Consider the following 18356-nt stretch of genomic DNA (forward strand, 5'->3'; position numbering starts at 1 on the left):
GGTCCACCGGCTGAGCGGTCAGGGAGCCTCGCCCGCCATCAGCCAGCGGGTGACACCGACCTCCAGCAGGGCTCGCTGCCCCGAGTGCCCCTCATAGCGCGTGCGCGGGTCCCAGTCGTAGCGGGCTCGGAAGGCCTCGAGCACGTCGCCGGGAAAGTCTGCGGTGTGCACGGTGACGAGCCCTTGGGCGACGACGGGCGCGTCTGCGTCTTCCAGGGCCAGGCTCACCCGCGGGTCGCGACGGGCGTTGCGGGTCTTGACGGCGGTGACGGAAGCCCCGATCCACCACCGTTCCCGCAGGTGGACGAACCACACGGGGGTCACGTGCGGTGAGCCGTCGGCACGCAGCGTGCACAGCCATACGTTGCGGTCTGCGCTGAGCCGCTCGTGCAGCGCTTCGGGGGCGGGGGCAGAGTTCTGCGTCGTGGTCACGTTGCTCCTAGGGCGGGGGGCGATGGGCGGAAACCAGGGTGCTCCCCCAACCTCGGTTGAGGTCAATCAGGAAACACGACAAATCCACACCCAGGTTTTTTGCCGATAAGTGATTCATGTCAGAAAACGCAGCTTGAATACCGGCGGTCCGGGAGGGCATGCGTTTCCGGATAGCATGGGCCTCGCCCTTTCGCGCGACGTTGACCACGCCGCCTCGGGCCCCGCAGACCGGTAACCACAGGGTCTGACGTATGCGGATTTGTCACCCCAGCACCCCCTCCGGGGTTTCGAGAACTGACCGTTTTCCACCTGTATTGAGAACGATGTCTACAATGCACGCCAACTCTGGGGGCACTTTTCCGGTCCGGGACACCGGCCGTTGGCGGCACCATTTCGCACTGCTGTGGAGCAGCGTGGCGCTGTCCAGCCTCGGGACCATGACCTTCAGCCTTGCGGTTCCGCTCCTGGCCCTGTTCCACACGGGGTCGCCGGTGGTGGCCGGGTGGATCGCGGCGGCCGGCATGGTTCCCCGGACCGTTCTGCACATCCCGATGGGCCTGATGGTCGACCGCCACGAGCCCCGCACCGTCATGGCGGTCGGACTGGCGGCGCGCATCGCCTGCGTGGTCCTGCTGGTCGCGCCGGTCCTGCTGTTCGACGCGCCCGTCCTCCTGCTCGCCGCGGCCTCGACCCTGCACGGGGTGTGCGGCACCCTCCACGCCACCGCCGGGGCCGCCGCCGTGCCCTGCCTGGTCCCGCGCGAGGAGCTCGCCGGGGCCGCCGCCAAGAACGAGGCCCGCAACGACGCCACCCAGATGATCGGACGCCCCCTCGGCGGCGCCCTCTACGGTGTGGCGCACGGGCTGCCCGCGCTCTTCGACACCGTCGTCTCCGCCCTGGCGCTGTGGACCTCCCTGCTCCTCCCCCGGGTTCGGCACCAGTCGCACCCCCCGGAACGCCTGTCGGGTCCCCGGCGACTCCTCCAAGAACTGGCCGGGGGCTTCCTCGTGCTCCGCGAAGACCGCTTCCTGCGCTTGGCGCTGGTCGTGTGCGCGGTCACCAACGCCCTGTTCCAGGTGATCTGGCTGATCATCATGCTGACCGCGACGAGCGAGGGCCTGTCGGCGTTCCTCTTGGGGGTGGTGCTGGCCGCCACAGGCGCCGGCGGTGTGTTCGGCGCGCTGGTGGCCCCGGTCCTGGTCCGCCGGCTGCACCCCACCCGGATGGTGGCGCTGTGCCTGTGGGCGTGGCTGTCCCTGACCCTTCTCCTCGCCCTGGCCGACCGTGCAGGGGCCGGGTGGCTGGTGGCCGCGCTCCCTCTGGTCTGGGGCGGGATCGGCTTCATCGGCGCGCACATGAACGTCACCGTGACGACCTACCACACCACCCACGTCCCGCCCGAGCTCTTGGGCCGCCTCACCGGAACAGTCCGCTTCCTCACCGGCGGTGCGCTACCGGTAGGCATGCTGGCCGGCGGCTACGCCCTGGAGTCCCTGGGTGTGCACCTCACGGTCCTGCTGGTGGCGGGGACCACGGGCGTCCTCACCATCGTTTTTACGTCTGGTCTTCTTCTGACGGCTCCACCTCACCACCGGTCCCGGCCGCCCCGGCCGGAAACGCCTCGGCCAGCCGACGAAGCCCTAACGTCAGGTGCTCGTGCGCCCGCTCCACCTCTCCACCCGGACCGTCCCCCACCTGGAGGTGGTTGAGGGCCTGGTCCACCGCTTCCCTCAGGTCGTCAACCGGTTCCTGCCGGTCCGGCGGCAAGACGTCGCGCACGCGCTCGACCGCGACCACCGCCTCATAGAGGTGGTCCCTGGCCTGACGCACCTGTTCGGGCAGGTCGTTCCCGCCCTGCTTGGGCGGGCCGTGCGCGCGCAGCTGAGCGATGTGGCGCATGCCGATGTCGAGCTGCAGCACAGCCCGGCGCACGTCGTCGAGCCGGGTGCGGACCTCGCGCCCCCAGGAGCGGTCCCGCTCGTCCTCACGCTGCTCCCGTTCCCGCTCCAGGGCGTACTCGGCCCTCCAGCGCTCGACCATCTCCGCGCGGTGAGCCGCCAGCGCCGTCCCACCCAAAGTGCTGACCGCCGTCACCACCCCCGTGATCAGGGCGACCAGAACAGTGGGATCCACGCTCAGCCCCACCCCCCGTCGACAACGCCGCCTCGCTCCGCGCGGATCTCCCCACGGGTCCGACGCGCCTCGGTCATCCCGCCCGCACCCACGAGAACCCTTTCGAGTACGTCCAGTGCCGACTGCGCCTGCCGCGCGAGCCACAGCACCTGACCGATCCCGGTCCGCAGGCTCGGGTCGGCGTGCACCCGGCTCTCCGCGGCGGCCACCCCGGCCAACCCTGCCGCCCGCTCACCGCTCAGCAACCGGTTGCGCGCCTCCGCGACCAGCGCTCGCGAAACCGCGGCCCCGTCACCGACAGACTCGTACGCCTTTCCTGCCTCGGCGTAGTGCTCGGCGGCGGACCGGTGATCGCCGCGTTCGAAAGCCAGGTCGCCCAGGAGCACGGCGAGCAGCGCACGCACCCGGGGTTCCGGAGGGGGTTCGGTGCGCAGGGCCTGCCGCACGTGCTCGACACACAGGGCGGACTCGCCCCGGGTGTAGGCCGCACGGGCGACGTACAAGCGTTCCCACCCGCTCCACGAAGGCAGCCCCTGCGGGTAGGAGGACAGCGCCAGTGCCATCAGGGGGCGGGCCAACCGCGGGTGGCGCAACAGGTAGGCGGAACCGTCCCGTTCCGCGGTGACCAGGTGGCGGTCCTCCAGGGCGTGGACCGCCCCCGGTGTGAGCGCGCTGTCCGGGTCTTCGCAGGCCGATCTCCCCACACCCTGGTCCGAGACCGCCACTCTGCGCAGCCAGGCGTGGGGGACGTCCGGCGGCACCAGGTGTTCGGCGGCGACCTGCTCGAGGACGCCCGCGAGCCGCTCGGTGAGTGCACGGTCGACTTCGGTGTCGCTCTCCGGGACCAGGGCGGTACCGGTCTCGGTCGCCTCCTCCCACAGGGTCAGGCCCAAGAGCTGGAGGAGGGAGGGGTCGACCGTGTCGCTGTGCTCGCGGGGACGTCCCCGCTGATCGCGCACCGTCCTCGCTTCCTCCACCAGGCGGCGGGGCTCCTCCGGTGCGAGGCGGGAACCGAACCGGGCCAGGGAACGCGCGACCACGTCGACGGCGGTGCCCGGGGTGAACGGGGACAGGCCGACCTCGGCGTGTTCGACCTCGCGTTTCTCCACCAGCCGCCGGAGATCGTCGAGGTGGTCCGTACGGACGGTGAGCAACAGGCGCAGGTCGACGCGGTTCTCCATGGCGGAGAACAACTCGTCCAGGAAGTCCCTGCGCCACTGTTCGCGCGCGCCCGAACGGCGCAGGAGGAGCTCGGTCTGATCCACCACGGCGAACAGGGGGCGCGGGAGCCCGTACCGGTCCGTGCTCTCGTGTGTGCGCAGATAGTCGGTGACGGAGGTGCCGGGGGTGTGGGTGGGAAACTCCGAAGGGCTCCAGAGCGCCAGCACGGCCCTGGTGTAGGGGTTCTGGCCGGGCAGGACGGCGGCGGGAAAGGCCGGGTCGAAACTCAGGTCGCCCGAAGGCAGGACCGTGCTGCCGTCAGCGCAGAGGACGGGGACGGCCCCGGACGCCACCAGTGAGGTCTTGCCGACGCCGTTGTCTCCGTGCAGCACCGTGAGCCGGTTCCGGCGCCAGGAACGCACCAGCTCTTCGGTCTCCTCCTCCCGGCCGAGGAAATAGTGGCGGTCCGAGGCAAGGAAAGGCCGCGGACCGACGAACGGGCCCTCTGTGCGCCCGATGGGGGCTCGTGACATGAAGCAGCTCCCGGCCAGCGATAATAGGAGTGGTTCTGGCGCGAAACGGCGCTGTCCATGGTGCCATGAATCAGGTCTGACTTTCGAGACCCGGCGACATTCCTGTGTCCTTTTCGCTGCACTGAACCTTCCGGTCCAGCCCCCGTCGGCATAAGGCGTGACCAGGGGTCGCGCCCTTCGACACTTCCGGCCAGAAGCCGGTGAACTCAGCCCGGCTCGTTGGAGAACCCGGCCACCACCTCGGCGCCCGCGTCGCGGGGGTCGAGCACAGCCCGGAGCGCCTCGGCGATCGCTGAACCGCCGATGCCGTCGAGGTCGCGCAGTGTAAGTCCACCCACGTCCACCAGCGCTGTCGGCCCGGTGAACTCGTGTTCGCCCATCACTTTCCCTCCGTCAGTCCGACCTTTGACAGCCATGCGTAAAAGGACGGCGCGTACCGTCCTTTCAGATTCCAGAGTTGTCCTAGGAAGTTCTTACCACGGACCTGTCGCTCCCTAACCTCATCGCCTACGCTGATTCCATATCGAACCCCCACGGACAACATCCGCCGCCACAACACAACACCCGGTATTTCCGTTGACCGGAAAAGGGACCGCTGGGGCCAATGTGAAACCGGAGGACACCGCGTGACCGCTTCCAAAGGGAACTTCCCCAACCAGGGCAAGAACCGATTCCCGGAGGTGTGGGGAAGGGTCCCACCGCGCCACAAGAACTTCACCGGACGCAGCGACCAGATCAACAGCCTCCGCGCCAGCCTGCTCAACCAGATCACGGCCGTGGTCCCCCAGGCCCCGGCTGACCCCGTCGTACCCCGCACCCTGCAGGGCTACGGCGGTGTGGGCAAGACCCTGATGGCCGTGGAGTACGCCCACCGCTTCCGGGGCGAGTACGACCTGGTCTGGTGGGTCATGGCCGACCAGCCCGGCCTGGTGCGCTCGTCACTTGCGCACCTGGCGCCGCACCTGAACCTGCCCGGCCCGGCGGTGACCGGCGTGGAGGACGCCGCGAACGGGGTACTCGAAGCGCTGCGCAGGGGTGAGCCGTACGAGCGCTGGCTGATCATCTTCGACAACGCCGACGAACCCGAGGAGCTCTCCGACGTCATCCCGCAGGGCCCGGGGCACGTCCTGATCACCACACGCAACCACCGGTGGGAGGGCGTAGCCGAGAAGGTTCCGGTGAACGTGTTCACCGAACAGGAGAGCGTGGAGTTCTTCAAGAAGCGCATCCCCCGGGGCATCACCACCGCGGAGGCCGCGGAACTTTCCGAGGCCCTCGGCCACCTCCCCTTGGCGCTGGAACAGGCCGGGGCACTCCAGGCCGAGACGGGGATGTCCGCCGAGGAGTACCTGCGCTTGCTGGCGGAGCGCACGGGCCCCCTGCTGCGCGAGGGCAAGCCACCGGAGTACCCCAAGCCGATGACGGCTGCCTGGCAGCTGTCCGTGGCCAAACTCCGGGAGAACCTGCCCGAGGGCATGGAGCTGCTGCGCAGCTGCGCCTTCTTCGGCCCGGAACCGATCCCCCGCGACCTGTTCTTCCCGGTCGAGGGCGGCAGGGTGCGGCCGGAGATGTCGGACCTGATGTCCGACCCCATCCGCCTGAGCAAGGCCATCGGCCAACTCGGCCGGTACGCGCTGGTCCGCCTCGACCAGTCCAGCCGCACCATCCAGATGCACAGATTGATCCAGGCCCTGCTGCGCGAGGAACTGGACGACGGCGAGCAGGAGGTGATCCGGAACGAGGTGTGGTCCCTGCTCAGCGCGGCGGCGCCGAAGACCTTCACGGACGAGCCCGCTCAGTCGCGGTACCACGAGCTCCTCTCCCACGTGGGCCCGGCGAGGGTCGCCGAGTCCGACCTACCCGAGGTCCGCCGGTTCGCGCTCAACATGCTGAGCTTCCTCTACGTGTCCGGCAACTTCGAGACCGCCAGTTGGCACGCCCGGAACTTCATCCAGATGTGGACCGAGGACTCCGGCGACGAGGACGCCTATGTCCTCGAGGCCCAAGCCAAGTACGCCAACCGGCTCCGCGACCTGGGGCGCTACGTCGAGGCGCACGACCTCAACCGGTCGATCCTGCCCAAGATGCGCTCCCAACTGGGTGAGTCCCACGCGGAGACCCTGGGCGTCCTCTCCGGCCTGGGCGCGGACTACCGGGCCCGAGGCGACTTCTGGCAGGCCCGCGAGCACGACGAGGAAGTTCTGCGCCAACACCAGGAGGCCTTCGGCCCCAACGATCCCGCCACCCTGCGCGCGCTGAACAACCTCGCCCTCGACCACGCGCTCACCAGCGACTTCGTCGGTGCCCAGAGCAAGCATGAGCGCGCCTACATGCTGTTCAAGCGCACCGCTCCGGCCGGCGGTTCACCGGCGCTGTTGAACTTTTGGTCAGGTCTGGCCCAGGTGGTACGCCTGTCCGGCGACTTCACCGAAGCCTGCGACCTGGGCGAGGACGCGCTCTCCTACGGTCGGGACCAGCTCGGGGTGGAGGACCCGCGCACCCTGCGCACCCAGATCGACCTGGCGATCGCCCGGCGCCTGTCCGGAGAGCTCGAGGAGGCCCTCCAACTCGGTCAGGACGCCCACTCCCGCTACCTGCGCCTGCACAGCATCAACCATCCGAGCACCCTCGCGGCGGCGATGTGCTTGGCCAACCTGTGGCGGATGACCGGCGAACTGGCCGGTGCCCTGGAACTGGCCGAAGACACCGACATGCGCTACGCCCAGGCCTATGGCGCCGACCACCCCTACAAGCACGGGTGCACGAGCAACGTGGCCCTGCTGTACCGCCTGATGGGCGACCCGGCACGCTCGCGTTCGATGAACGAGTCGGCGCTCACCGCCTTGGAGGCCCGGCTCGGCCGCAACCACCACTACACGCTGGCGGCCGCCACCAACCTGGCCAGCGACCTGGCGGCGCTCGGCGAAACGAAGAACGCGGCCCGGCTGGGCCGCGGCACTCTGCGCCGCTACCGGGCCCTGCTGGGTGAGGAGCACCCGAGCACCCTGGCCTGCGCCACCAACCTGGTGCTGGACCTCCGAGGGGAGTTGGAGACGGAGGAGGCCGACGAACTGGCCGACCAGACCTTCACCGGTTATGTGCGCACCCTCGGGCGCGAGCACGACTTCACCAACGCGATGGGCGAGGGCCGCCGGCTGGTGGCCGACTTCGACCCGCCCCTGCTCTGACCATACGTGCGGGTTTGGTGAGGGCTTACGTCCGGCTGCCCCGTGCGTGTGGCCCGATGCCGCTCAGGCGTTGCGTCGGCGCCATCGGGCCAGGTGGTCGCGGGCCGCCGCCTGGGCCGCCTCCTCGGCTTCCGGGGGGACCGGCTCGGCCAGCCAGGAACGCAGGGTCTGGTCCGTGATGGACAGGAACCTCTTGCCCTCAGTGGTGAGCCTGCCGGAGTCGGCCAGGGCACGTGAGGCGTCGGCGGTAGAGCGGCGCCAGTGGGCGAACTCCACGTGGGCCTGGCGTGCCTCCTCCCCCGCAACGGTGTGGCGGTGCCTGCGCCAGAACCCCGCCACCCCCAGGTGCGCGTACACCCCCTGCAGCAGCCCTGCGGCGGGCCGGGGGTCGGGGCGCCAAGGCGCATAGTAGCGGCTGCCGTCCTCTGGCAGGGTGAGGTCCACCAGGTCGAGCAGCGCCGTGAGTTTGGCGTGCTGGACCTCGTGGGCGAAGGTGAGCGCCAGCAGTACCGGCCCCGGAGGGGTGGAAAGCCCGAGGTTTCCGAAGGCGTGTTGTGCGGTGGCGCTGGTGTGGGTGCGCCCGCCCGGGGCGGCGATGGGGGTGAGGGTCACGACGGTGTCGACGGCCTCCCGCGCGACCGTCCAGTGGTCCCGCACCAGTGTCCGCCACGCACCGTGCAGGGCTCGGCGCCACCGCGCGAGCTCCTCCGGTCCGAGCCGGTGGGCCACCAGGTCCGCACCGGGCATGCGGTCGGGGTCCTGGTCGTCCAAGAGGAGCGCGATCCGTCTTTTCCGGTGTTCGGCGGACAGACGGCGCAGGGCGTGCCAACCGGGCCCGTCTTCGTGGGGGTCCTCGGGGACCGGTACCCGCGGACCGCGCCCCGTCCATACCGTGGCCCGGCCGCCCTCGGTTTCGAACAGGGCCGGGCCGGCCCCGGCCCCGACCAGGGCCCGGCCCAGCGAAGGCAGGGGTGCGGTGGGCCCGTAGAGCGGTACCTCGATCCGTGCGGCGGTCCCGCTCCGCAGCGCGGCCGCGGCGGCGAGCGAAGCCATCGGGGCCACTCTGGGCTCCTCGGGCCGGTGCCCGGCCAGGGCCAGGGCGGTCCGCCGGGCCCACACCCCCACGGTGGGGTGGCGCAGCACCGCCGACACCCGTTGCGGGTCGTGCTCCTGCGCTCGGGACAGCAGGTCGTAGGCGCTCCGTGCCCGGTCGGCCTCGGGGTGGTCCGCGCTCTCGGCCGCCTCCACGACCTGGCGCAGCAGTAGGAGGTGCTTGCCGTACTGTGCTGCGCGCAGGAGGGCGGTGGCCTCGGTCCCTCCACCGCCCCGTGCCAGCGCGTCGAACTCCTCGTCCGGGACCGGCCCTGGCATTCAGCGCCCTTCTCTGAGCTGGGCCACGTCCGCGGCCACGGTGTCATGGATGTGCGTGATGAGGTGGAACAGGTCGGCGCAGAACACGGACGGGTTGAGGAAACCGGTCCCCTCGCGGTAGCGGTGGGGGTAGAGGCCCCCGCCGCAGACGCGGGAGAGCGGGCACTCGGTACAGGTGGGGCTGAGCGCACGGGACCCGATCTGGCGTGCGGCGACCGAGGGCAGGTACAGGGCGTCGTCGAAAGGGTGGTTGAAGGTGTGCAGGGGTGTGCTCGCCGCCCCCTCGAAGGCGGACTTGAGGGTGTCGACCTGCTCGATGGAGCCGTCGGTCTCGACCACCACCAGGGCGGCCGGGGACAGGCCGACGGTCTCGGTGCGCGAGGGGCTGCCCAGGACGAGGCGGACGATCTCGTTGAACATGCGGATGTTGGTCTCCCGCTCCGCGGTCCGGTACCAGCGGTCGAACACGGACACGAGCCAGGCCCCGTAGCGCGGTTCGGTCGGCGACCACCCGGGCGGCGGCTCGTCCCAGTTGCCGTGTGGGAGGAGGAAGTCGACGCTGGGCGGGTCGTACTCCAGGAGGTGCTCGTAGGTGGTGACCGGGTCCGACTCCAGGTCCACGGTGGCGAGCAGCCCGGACATCAGGTGGGGGTGCCTGGCGTTGAGCCGTTCGATCCCCGCGCGGACCTCGGCGTGGGTTCCGCGCCCGTTGGCCCTGACCCGGTGCCGGTCGTGGTCGGCCTCGGCCCCGTCGATGCTCACTCCGACCCGGATGCCGAGCTCCTCGAACAGGTCGAGGAAATGGGAGTCGATCAGGACACCGTTGGTCTGGACGGTGAGGGCGGCGTGCACATCGGGTTCGCAGGCCTTGCGCAGGGATTGGACGGTGTGCCGGAGGTGGTCGAGTCCGACCAGGAGGGGTTCGCCGCCGTGGAGCACCACCGATACGCGTTCGCGGCCGTGGGCGCGAGCGTGCTCGGCGATGCGCTCGGCCACCCGGTCTACCGTCGGCCGGGACATCCGCCGCGGCTGCGCGCGCCAGCTCTGGTCGGCCATCTCGTACATGTAGCAGTAGTCGCAGGCCAGGTTGCAGCGGCTGTGGATCTTGAGGATGAACTCCCGAAAGGGAGTGGGCCGCCAGCCGCGTCCGAGCAGCCCGTCGACGTCCATGCCTCCGGGCCATTCACGGGGTCTTTCCGCTTCGGTGCTCCTTGCCACGTCGGTGGCCTCCTGGGACGAGGGGCGAGCGCAATTCTGTCAATTATCGCATTTACCCACGTATCTACTCTCCTGGCGTATTCACAAACCTCACCCGCGACTAGGTCGCGAACGTAGCGGCGACCTGACCCGGGAACCCGCACACCTCCGCGGCGGTCGGCAGAGTCCGCCCCTGGCGACCCTTCCCGCCCCACGGACCCCAAACGTCACGCTCAACCAGAGAATGGCCGCTTTCGGCCAGTGAAACAATGGTTGGCCATTACGCTCTTGAGGTAGTTGCCGGCCGACCAGAGCTCCGAGGGCTCACGATTTCGTCACCTTTCCCGGGCTTTTCCACCCCGCTTCACCGCACCCCCAAAGACCTCAGGGAAAAACGGTCGCATTCCTACCCTGACCGTATGGCCGAATCCCCCTTCCAGCACCGACCGCTCCCGGAACGCATCCTTGCCGTGATCGCCGCGCTGACCCTGGCGGCCACCGCCTGCACCGCCCCCGCGCCGGAACACACCGCCGCGGACTCGGGTCCCTCCCCCAGCCCCACCGAACATGAACCTCGAACCCTGAGCGTCCTGGGCGCGGGCGACATCCTCGTGCACGAATCCATCTGGGAACAGGCCGAACACGACGGCGGCGGCGAGTTCGACTTCGCCCCGATGTTCGAGGGGGTCGCTCCGGTCCTCGACGGGGCGGACCTGGCCCTGTGCCACCTGGAGGTCCCGCTCGCCCCGGAGGAGGGGCCCTTCTCCGGATACCCGGTCTTCAGCGCCCCGCCCCAGGTCGCGGAGGGAATCGCCGCGGCCGGATACGACGGCTGCTCAACCGCTTCGAACCACACTTTGGACACGGGCGAGGACGGTGTCGTGCGCACCCTGGAGGGGTTGGAGGAGGCAGGGCTCGGGGCCGCGGGAAGCGCCCGCACCGAGGAGGAGGCCGCCACACCGCAGGTCTACGAGGTGGACCCGGCTGAGGGCGGGGAGCCGGTTCCGATCGCCCACCTGTCCTACACCTACGGTTTCAACGGCTTTCTCCCTCCCGAGGGCAAGGAGTGGATGGGCAACCTCATCGACGAGGAGGCCATCCTCGTCGAGGCCGCACGGGCGCGGGAGGCCGGGGCCGAGATCGTCGTGCTGTCCATGCACTGGGGCACCGAGTACGCGCACACCGCCGACGAGACCCAACACGAGCTGTCCGACCTCGTCACCCACGACGACATCGACCTGATCCTGGGGCACCACGCACACGTGGTGCAGTCGATGGAACGGATCGAGGACCACTGGGTCGTCTACGGTGTCGGCAACCAGCTCGCCGGGCAGTCGACCCCGCCGATCGACTCGCGGCGCGAAGGGATCATGGCGCAGGTGGCGTTCACCGAGGTGGAGCCGGGTGAGTGGGAGAGCGGAGCACTCGTGGCCGTCCCCACCTGGATCTCACTGGACCCGGGAATCCGCCTGGTCAACCTCGCCGAGGCGCTGGCCGACGACGCCCTGCCCGCGGAGGACCGCGAGGTCTACCAGGCCGCCTATGACCGGATCCTGGCTCACGTCGACGGGCTGGGTGTGAGCGCCGACCCGGACTTCGCCATGGCCGGGTGAGCACCCGCCACTGAAGGTGCTGGGGTGGCCCTGAGCTGGCGGGTTTCGCTGTTTTCCCATGCGTGAGCACCCGGCGGGGTTAGTCTGATGCCGTTTGCACCATCTAACGTTCGGTAATTTGCCATGACTGAGCGCATCGCACCGGCCATCTCCGCCTGCCTCGATTGGGCGGAGGACGCAGAGCCCCCACCCGAGCTGGAGGTGGCCGACCTCGCCCTCCTCCTCAGCACCCACCTCGACTCCGGAGCCCCCGAGCCCGGCGACTGGACCGTAGACGACGTGCGGGAGGTCGCCGCGCTCCTCCGCGGCCGGACGGAGCTGCCGGGGAGCCTCCGAGAGTCCTGGCTGTCCTGGTGCGACCACCTCGTCGCCACCGGTCGGCTGGTGTCCTCCGAGAGCCCGCGCCGTCTGCGCGCCGCCATCGAGGAAGTGGACCTGGCCCCGGGCGACATCACCGGCCCCGCACCCGAGCCCCTGGCCGAGGTGGCCGCGCCTCTCCTGGACCGGCTGGGTTACGGTTCGGTCGACGAACCCGAACCTCTGCTGCCCTTCGTGCCCGCGCCCCTGGCCGAACTGGACAGCCGGGCCTGGGCCTGCACCACCCTGCAGCGCGCCGCCCGGCTTGCCGCCTGGGTGGACCCGGACCGGCTCCTGCGGGAGGGCACCGACCGCGACGACCTCTGCGAACAGGACACCAAGCAGGCGGCCGAGGACCTGGGCACCACCCCGGACGAGGTGCGCTTCCTGTTCACCGTCGCCCGATCCGCGGCCCTGCTCCGCACGACCTACCTCCACGTGCTGCCGGGCCCGGCCGCTCACGCCGCGGTCGAGGAGCGGCCCGGCGCGAACGCCGACGCCTGGGCGGACGCCCTGACCACCATGGCCTCCCTGTCCAGCCCGGCGCCGTTCCTGCTGCTCACCGAACTGTTCCTGGCCGGCCGGGCACACACACCGTTCGAGCTGATCCGCTCCTGCGGCCCGGGGGCGGTCCCCGACGGGGAAGAGCCGGAGCAGCACGTCCGTCAGGTGCTGACGGTCCTGGCCGACCTCGACGCGGTGGAAGAGGTCGGCGGCGAGCAGTACCGGATCACCGGCCTGGGCGATCACTGCGTCGCCCGCCACCTGCGCGAGTCCGGGGTCGAAGTGCCGGAGTCCCCGCCGGTGTCCGGCTTGGACGCGCGGCCGTTCCTGCGCCTGCTGGAAGAGGCCCGACCCGTGGATGTGGAGGCCCTGCTGGACCGCTGGCTGGCCGGTCAGGCTCCGGGGAACGCTGCCCGCGCCTTGATCGACGCGGGCCTGGTCCCGGCCAACGGCGGCACGGAGGCTTTCGTCCGCGCGGTGGTCGAGCGCCCCTGGGCAGACGTCGTCCTCGCCCACCTCGCGGAGGGCCCGCTGAAGGGCACCGCCGCACTGGCCCGTTAGAACCTGGGGAGAGTACCCAGAGGCATCAGCCCACCGCGAGCGGGGGTCGACGGTCGCTCCAGGGGACGGCCTGCTCCAGCTGGGCGGCGACGGCGAGCAGCAGGTCCTCGCGCCCGTAGGGTGCCACGATCTGCACGCCGATGGGCAGCCCTTCACGGCTCTGGGCCAGGGGCAGGCTGATCGCCGGGTGGCCCGACACGTTGAACGGGGCGGTGAACGGCCCGTGGGCGTAGATGCTCCGCAGCCAGGAGCGCACCGTGTGGTCGCCCCCGTGGTCCAGGGTGCCGTGCGGGGCTGGCAGAGCCGCCAGGGTGGGGGTGACCAGCAGGTCGTGTTCCTGGAAGAAGCGGCCCACCGGGCGGGTGACCCGGTGCTGGGCCTGGAGGCAGGCGACCACGTCCATGGCGCCGTATCCCCGTGCCTCGGTCAGGATGCGCGCCGGAACGGCCTCCATCAGTGCGGGATCGGGCGGTCGGGGCCCGGTGAACAGCGCGGCTGTTGTGCTCACCGCGGCGAGCACCGACGCCTCCACCACGTCCTCGGACTCGAACACCGGCGCGTCCTCCGCCACCGCGTGCCCGACCCACTCCAGTACCCGGCCAACGTCGCGTGCGGCCTCGGCGACCTGCGGGTCCACACGGCTCTGGGCCCATGACCGGGTGGTCACCGCGATCCGCAGCCGCCCGGGGTCGCCGCGTACGGCATCGGCGTAGGAGCCCCGGACCGGGGGCGCCACGTGCTTCTCCCCGATCGGCGGGGCGCCCACCAGGTCGAGCAGGAGGGCGGCGTCCCGCACCGTCCGGGTTAGACCGAACTCGCTCACGAGCCCGAAGGCGGCCTCTCCCACCAGGGGACCGCAGGGGACGCGGCCCCGGCTCGGTTTGAGCCCGACCACACCGCAGGACGAAGCCGGTATCCGGATCGATCCCCCGCCGTCGTTGCCGTGGGCGAACGGCACCGCGCCCGCAGCCACCAGTGCCGCCGAACCCCCCGCTGGACCCGCCGACCCCGAGCCCGGTATCCCACGGATTGCGCGTGACCCCGTGCGCCAGGGATTCGGTGGCGAAACTCAGCCCTAGCTCGGGCGCGGTGCTCTGGCCGAGGGCCGTCAACCCGGCTTTCCGGAAGCGGGCCATCACCTCCTGGTCGGCGGTGGCCACCGCCCCGCGCAGGGACCGACTACCCAGGGTGAAGGGAATGCCCCGGGCCACCGGTCCGCTGTCCTTGACCACGAAGGGCACCCCGGACAGTGGGCCATCGGGGTCATAGGCGAGGCCGGGTTCGAAGGGGGGCCGGGTGAGTGCGTTGAGGTCGGCGTCCGCTGAGGCCAGGCATTCCCTGGCGGCCGATTCGACCTCGGCCGGGCTCACCTGTCCCGCGCGCAGCGCCGCGGCCAGCCCGGTGGCGTCCAGGCCCGCGTACTCGTGAGTATCGAACGTCAGGCCTTGAGCACGCGCTCATAGGCCAGGAGGTCGACCCCGGGCACCGGGTTCCAGTCGCGTTCGGGCAGGCGGACGAACCCGTGCGCCTCGTACAGGCGCTGCGCTCCGGTCATCACCGTCTGTGTGCACAGCACCAGACGGGACGCTCCCTCTTCCTCGGCCCGTTCGGCCACGGCGCGCACCAGAGCAGCCCCGATCCCCCGCCGCTGGACCGTGGGGTCCACGGCGAAGGCGCGCACCTCCACCTCGTCCGGGCCCCGGGCGATCTCGCTGTGCGGCCCCCAGGGCACGAACACCACCGTGCCGACCACACGCTGGTCCTCCACGGCCACCAGTACCTCGTCGCGGCCGCTCCAGCCCAAGTCCCGCAGGGTGTCGGCGTACACGGGGCTCGCGTCCAGCAGCCCCTGGGCGTTGTAGGCCCGGACCCGGAGCTCGCCGATGGTCTGCCGCTCGGAGGGCAGCGCGGTACGAATCATCATGGACGTATTGAAACAGCCCCGAGGTCCGCCCGCACCGGGTTTCCGGCCCGCACCGAGTCCTCGGGGCGGGCCCGGTTCCCCGGCTGCCGTGGTCCGAGCACGGGTTGTCCACAGGCCCTCAGCGCAAACGCCCGCGATCTCCGATGATGGTGGTGCAGCCGCGCCATCACCGACTCGGCGGAAGGCGCGGGCCCCACGGGAGAACTGCGAGTGCGCATGACCGTTTCCGTCGCCGATGCCGTCCGTTCCTGCCTCGACTGGGCCCGAAGCTCCAACCCGCCCCGCCCGGTCGACCCCCGGTTCCTCACCAGACTCCTCACCGTCCACGGCAGCGTGCGCTCCGACCCCGGTGACTGGGACGTCGACGACGTCACCCGGGTCACGCTCACCCTGTCCGCCTCGGGGCCGGTGCCCGATGACTTCCGCCAGACCTGGCTGACCTGGTGCGACCACCTCGTGGCCCGGGGACTGCTTGGTCCGGCGGAGAGCCCGCGCAGGCTGCGGGCCGCCGTGGAGTCCGCGGCGCTCCTCCCCCGGCGGCAGCTGAGCGCGCTGGGCCCGGAAGGGGTCGACAGCCCTTGGTGGGACGAGCTCTGGGAGCCCGAGGAGCTGCCGCGCGTCCACCTGCCACCGGCCGCGCAGTCGGCTCCCGCCGCACGGTCCTGCCCACTCCTGGAACAGGCGCTGCGCCTCGCCAGCTGGGTGGGCGAGGGTCTCCCCCTGTGCGACGGCACCGAGCACGAGGCCCTCGCCGGGGGCGCCCGAGAGGAGGCCGCCGCACACCTGGGGCTGCCCGCAGAGCGGATCCCGCTGCTGTTCGAGACCGCGCTGCGTGCCGGGTTCCTGCGCGCCACCTATACCGAGGCCCGCCCCGGCCACGCCGCTCAGATCTGGAAGGACGACGCGCGCATCGTGCGTTCCTGGGCCGAGGCCCTGCCCGCCATGGTGTCCCCGCACGGCACCCTGGGCCTGCGGGTCCTCGGTGAACTCTTCACCTCCGGCGGTGTGTGGACTGTTCCCGAGCTGACGGAGGCGCTCGCCCCCTGGTCCGACGCGGCCGAGGCGGACCGGACGGCGGCGACGGTGGAGACCCTTGCCCGCCTGGGCGCGGTCGAGGCCGCCCCGGGGGCGGGGGTGCGCATCACCGCCCTGGGCGACCACGCCATGGCCCACCGCTGGTGGCGGTGGGGGATCACGCTGCCGGGTTACCCGCCCACCTCCGGCATGTCCGCGCGGGAACTGCTCTTCCACCTCTGGGAGGGCCGCCCGGTCGACACCGCCCGGTTGGGCCGCCGGTGGATGGCCGAACGGGGCGTGCGGACCGCGGCCCGCGAACTCCTGGAGGTGTGCGTCGAGCTCGGTGCCTGGCGCCAGCGCGTGGACGTGTTCCGGCTCTTCCGCGGTCTGGAGCCCGAGCTGGGTGCGGTGCTCGACGGCTACCGCGACCACCCCGTCCTGGGCGGCTGGGTCGCCCACGCACGTCAGGTACCGGGCCGGGTCCGTCTCGAACAGTTGGTGGTGGTCCTGCTCGACACCTACGCCCTGCGCATCGAGGTGGGCAGTCCCCTACCCGCGGACGCCCCGCTGTGGCGGGACCCGGAGGCGGTCACGGGGATGATGTGGCGCTCGGGGCACCCGGCGACCGACAGCGTGCTCGGCGCGATCGCCTTGGGCGCGCTGGGTCCGTATCCGGCACGCGCGGTCCGCCGGGCCCGCTTCACCACGTCGGGCACCCACCGCTGACCGTCGGGCTCTGGTGGGATCCGGTACCGGCCGGGTGCCTGTGACCAGCGAGGTCCCGTTGATGGCGTGTCTGCGCGGGGTCGGGTGTCCGTGACCGTTCGTAGTTTCGGCGATCGGGGAACCATTTTTCGGCTCGGTGGCGTTAAGCCGATATAAGTGCTGTTCGGACCCATCCGGTATCAGGGGTCCCTTGGAACGCCTCCGAAAGACCGGAGGGACGAGGCGAGGAACGCGATGCGCCACCTACCCGGCCAGCAGGGCCACCAGTTTCACGGCCAATCGGCCGTTCCGTTCCAGCGGGCATCCAGTGCTCCCCTCGGGACGGAAGCCGATGTCGTCTCCTTCGACTCCCACCACCAGAAGAACGGGCTGGTGCTGAGTGTCGCGGGCGAAGTGGACATGGCCACCGCGGACCTCTTCGAGGAGGCCGTCAACCACGCGCTCATCACCTCACCGGGCGGCCGGGTCGTCCTGGACCTGCACGCCCTGAGCTTCATCGACTCCAGCGGTCTGGCCGTGCTCATCCGTACCTACAAGATGGCCAGGGACCAGGGGACGGTACTCATCATCGCCGCCGCCACCAACCGGATCGCCCGGACGCTGAGCCTGGTCGGGCTGGACCGCCGCGTGCCGCTGGTCGCGACCGTGGACGAGGCGCTGGAGTCGGCGCAGGCCTCCTGAACCGCCTGTCCATCGCGGCCGCCCCGTCCAACCCGTTCGTGTAACTCGGCCGTCCCGTCTGAGCGCGGTCCGGGGGATGTCCGTAAAGGTTCCGCGGCCCGCAGGCTGCCGCCGGGTCACGGTTTGCGGGCGAGCCCGCAGTACTGCGCGACCTCTGCCGCCTCGCCCTCCTCGTCCGGGCCCGGACGCCACTTCGGGGCCGAGACCACCCCCGGCTCCAGCAGCTCCAGGCCGTCGAAGAACCCGGCGATCTCGTCGGGGGTGCGCAGGTGGTACGGCATGGCCGCGCGGTCGTTCCAGCGGCGGGCCGCCTCGACCATCGGCTCGCTGGTGTCGGTCCCGTCGCACAGGGCCAGAAAACTCCCCGACGGGAGCGCCTCGACGTAGGCGCGCACCGTGGCCCTGGCCAGGGCGTAGTCCGGGGTGTGGCTTATGGTGCCCAGGATGGTGAGGCCGACGGGCTGGCTGAGGTCCAGGTGCTCAGCGGCACCGGCCAGGACCTTGTCCGGCTCGTGCAGGTCGGCGTCGACGTAGTTGACCGTGCCGGCCCGGCCACCGGTGAGCAGGGCCCGGGCATGGGCCAGGACCATGGGGTCGTTGTCGACGTAGACCACACCGACGCCGGGATCCTCCGCTTGGGCGACCTCGTGGGTGTTGTGGTGGGTGGGCAGCCCGGTGCCGATGTCGAGGAACTGGCGCACGCCGCGCTCTCGGGCCAGATACGTGACGGCGCTGACGAGGAACCGCCGGTCGGCCCGGGCGGCCTCGGCCATCTCCGGGCAGGCCCGGAGCACGTGGTCGCCGACCTCGCGGTCCACCTGGAAGTTGTCCTTGCCTCCGAGCCAGTAGTTCCACACGCGTGCCGAATGGGCCACGGTCGTGTCGATCGGAGAGGTGCCGGCCATGGAGGGCCTTTCGCGGACGGCGGCGGAGGGACGGTCGCATTCTCCCGGCACCG

The 18356-nt window shown here is 71.0% G+C and carries 14 protein-coding genes and 1 pseudogene; 6 read left to right on the forward strand and 9 right to left on the reverse strand.

From position 1 onward, the window contains the following. Positions 1-18: 18 nt before the first annotated feature. The gene (locus ACYVD1_RS01405) at positions 19-432 is read right to left on the reverse strand and encodes a pyridoxamine 5'-phosphate oxidase family protein (protein WP_460766453.1); all 414 of its coding nucleotides are present in this window, start codon (positions 430-432) and stop codon (positions 19-21) included. A gap of 437 nt (positions 433-869) precedes the next feature. Here ACYVD1_RS01405 and ACYVD1_RS01410 point away from each other — a divergent pair, with 437 nt between their 5' ends. Continuing rightward, on the forward strand, positions 870-2141 hold the full coding sequence (locus ACYVD1_RS01410; protein ID WP_460766456.1) for an MFS transporter: 1272 nt from the start codon (positions 870-872) through the stop codon (positions 2139-2141). Between the two features lie 426 nt (positions 2142-2567). Here ACYVD1_RS01410 and ACYVD1_RS01415 read toward each other — a convergent pair whose 3' ends face one another. Then, positions 2568-4259 (reverse strand): tetratricopeptide repeat protein, encoded by a 1692-nt coding sequence (locus tag ACYVD1_RS01415; RefSeq protein ID WP_460766459.1) that lies wholly within the window; start codon positions 4257-4259, stop codon positions 2568-2570. A 206-nt stretch (positions 4260-4465) separates the two neighbouring features. Continuing rightward, positions 4466-4639, reverse strand: coding sequence for an FxSxx-COOH cyclophane-containing RiPP peptide (gene fxsA / locus ACYVD1_RS01420; protein ID WP_460747265.1), 174 nt, complete (start codon positions 4637-4639; stop codon positions 4466-4468). A 246-nt stretch (positions 4640-4885) separates the two neighbouring features. On the opposite strand from fxsA, the gene fxsT reads away from it, so the two are divergent. Next, positions 4886-7447 carry an FxSxx-COOH system tetratricopeptide repeat protein gene (fxsT, locus tag ACYVD1_RS01425; RefSeq protein ID WP_460766463.1) on the forward strand — a complete coding sequence of 854 codons (2562 nt, stop codon included), beginning with the start codon at positions 4886-4888 and terminating at the stop codon, positions 7445-7447. Between the two features lie 63 nt (positions 7448-7510). Here the strand turns inward: fxsT and ACYVD1_RS01430 are convergent, their stop codons facing one another. Together ACYVD1_RS01430 and ACYVD1_RS01435 are read right to left on the reverse strand one after the other, a co-directional pair. Then, a complete protein-coding gene (locus ACYVD1_RS01430; protein ID WP_460766469.1) occupies positions 7511-8818 on the reverse strand; it encodes an HEXXH motif domain-containing protein in 1308 nt (435 codons plus the stop codon). Further along, the gene (locus tag ACYVD1_RS01435) at positions 8819-9988 is read right to left on the reverse strand and encodes an FxsB family cyclophane-forming radical SAM/SPASM peptide maturase (protein WP_460766764.1); all 1170 of its coding nucleotides are present in this window, start codon (positions 9986-9988) and stop codon (positions 8819-8821) included. It abuts the gene before it with no gap. 446 nt (positions 9989-10434) lie between these two features. Here ACYVD1_RS01435 and ACYVD1_RS01440 point away from each other — a divergent pair, with 446 nt between their 5' ends. After that, positions 10435-11628 (forward strand): CapA family protein, encoded by a 1194-nt coding sequence (locus tag ACYVD1_RS01440; protein ID WP_460766472.1) that lies wholly within the window; start codon positions 10435-10437, stop codon positions 11626-11628. A gap of 123 nt (positions 11629-11751) precedes the next feature. Further along, on the forward strand, positions 11752-13050 hold the full coding sequence (locus ACYVD1_RS01445; protein ID WP_460766475.1) for a hypothetical protein: 1299 nt from the start codon (positions 11752-11754) through the stop codon (positions 13048-13050). A gap of 25 nt (positions 13051-13075) precedes the next feature. Here the strand turns inward: ACYVD1_RS01445 and ACYVD1_RS01450 are convergent, their stop codons facing one another. From ACYVD1_RS01450 to ACYVD1_RS01460, 3 genes and pseudogenes are all read right to left on the reverse strand, one after another. Continuing rightward, on the reverse strand, positions 13076-14023 hold the full coding sequence (locus ACYVD1_RS01450) for an amidase (protein ID WP_460766478.1): 948 nt from the start codon (positions 14021-14023) through the stop codon (positions 13076-13078). A gap of 67 nt (positions 14024-14090) precedes the next feature. Continuing rightward, positions 14091-14420 (reverse strand): annotated as a pseudogene (locus ACYVD1_RS01455) (amidase family protein); the annotation flags it as partial. A 68-nt stretch (positions 14421-14488) separates the two neighbouring features. Next, a complete protein-coding gene (locus ACYVD1_RS01460) occupies positions 14489-14974 on the reverse strand; it encodes a GNAT family N-acetyltransferase (RefSeq protein WP_460766481.1) in 486 nt (161 codons plus the stop codon). A 216-nt stretch (positions 14975-15190) separates the two neighbouring features. Here ACYVD1_RS01460 and ACYVD1_RS01465 point away from each other — a divergent pair, with 216 nt between their 5' ends. Both ACYVD1_RS01465 and ACYVD1_RS01470 read left to right on the forward strand, forming a co-directional pair. Then, positions 15191-16717, forward strand: a complete 1527-nt coding sequence (locus ACYVD1_RS01465) for a hypothetical protein (RefSeq protein WP_460766484.1) — start codon at positions 15191-15193, stop codon at positions 16715-16717. 234 nt (positions 16718-16951) lie between these two features. Further along, positions 16952-17398, forward strand: a complete 447-nt coding sequence (locus ACYVD1_RS01470) for an STAS domain-containing protein (protein ID WP_460766487.1) — start codon at positions 16952-16954, stop codon at positions 17396-17398. Between the two features lie 116 nt (positions 17399-17514). Here ACYVD1_RS01470 and ACYVD1_RS01475 read toward each other — a convergent pair whose 3' ends face one another. Continuing rightward, positions 17515-18303, reverse strand: a complete 789-nt coding sequence (locus tag ACYVD1_RS01475; RefSeq protein WP_460766492.1) for an SAM-dependent methyltransferase — start codon at positions 18301-18303, stop codon at positions 17515-17517. Between the last annotated feature and the right edge of the window lie 53 nt (positions 18304-18356).

It is taken from the genome of Nocardiopsis nanhaiensis (genome assembly GCF_054778635.1).

Excerpts from the sequence above, each read along its gene's own strand:
- ACYVD1_RS01430 (WP_460766469.1), bottom strand. The coding sequence starts at position 8,818 with ATGCCAGGGCCGGTCCCGGACGAGGAGTTCGACGCGCTGGCACGGGGC.
- ACYVD1_RS01470 (WP_460766487.1), top strand. The coding sequence starts at position 16,952 with ATGCGCCACCTACCCGGCCAGCAGGGCCACCAGTTTCACGGCCAATCG.
- ACYVD1_RS01475 (WP_460766492.1), bottom strand. The coding sequence starts at position 18,303 with ATGGCCGGCACCTCTCCGATCGACACGACCGTGGCCCATTCGGCACGC.
- fxsA (WP_460747265.1), bottom strand. The coding sequence starts at position 4,639 with ATGGGCGAACACGAGTTCACCGGGCCGACAGCGCTGGTGGACGTGGGT.
- ACYVD1_RS01460 (WP_460766481.1), bottom strand. The coding sequence starts at position 14,974 with ATGATGATTCGTACCGCGCTGCCCTCCGAGCGGCAGACCATCGGCGAG.
- ACYVD1_RS01445 (WP_460766475.1), top strand. The coding sequence starts at position 11,752 with ATGACTGAGCGCATCGCACCGGCCATCTCCGCCTGCCTCGATTGGGCG.
- ACYVD1_RS01435 (WP_460766764.1), bottom strand. The coding sequence starts at position 9,988 with ATGGACGTCGACGGGCTGCTCGGACGCGGCTGGCGGCCCACTCCCTTT.
- ACYVD1_RS01440 (WP_460766472.1), top strand. The coding sequence starts at position 10,435 with ATGGCCGAATCCCCCTTCCAGCACCGACCGCTCCCGGAACGCATCCTT.
- ACYVD1_RS01415 (WP_460766459.1), bottom strand. The coding sequence starts at position 4,259 with ATGTCACGAGCCCCCATCGGGCGCACAGAGGGCCCGTTCGTCGGTCCG.
- ACYVD1_RS01410 (WP_460766456.1), top strand. The coding sequence starts at position 870 with ATGACCTTCAGCCTTGCGGTTCCGCTCCTGGCCCTGTTCCACACGGGG.
- ACYVD1_RS01465 (WP_460766484.1), top strand. The coding sequence starts at position 15,191 with ATGACCGTTTCCGTCGCCGATGCCGTCCGTTCCTGCCTCGACTGGGCC.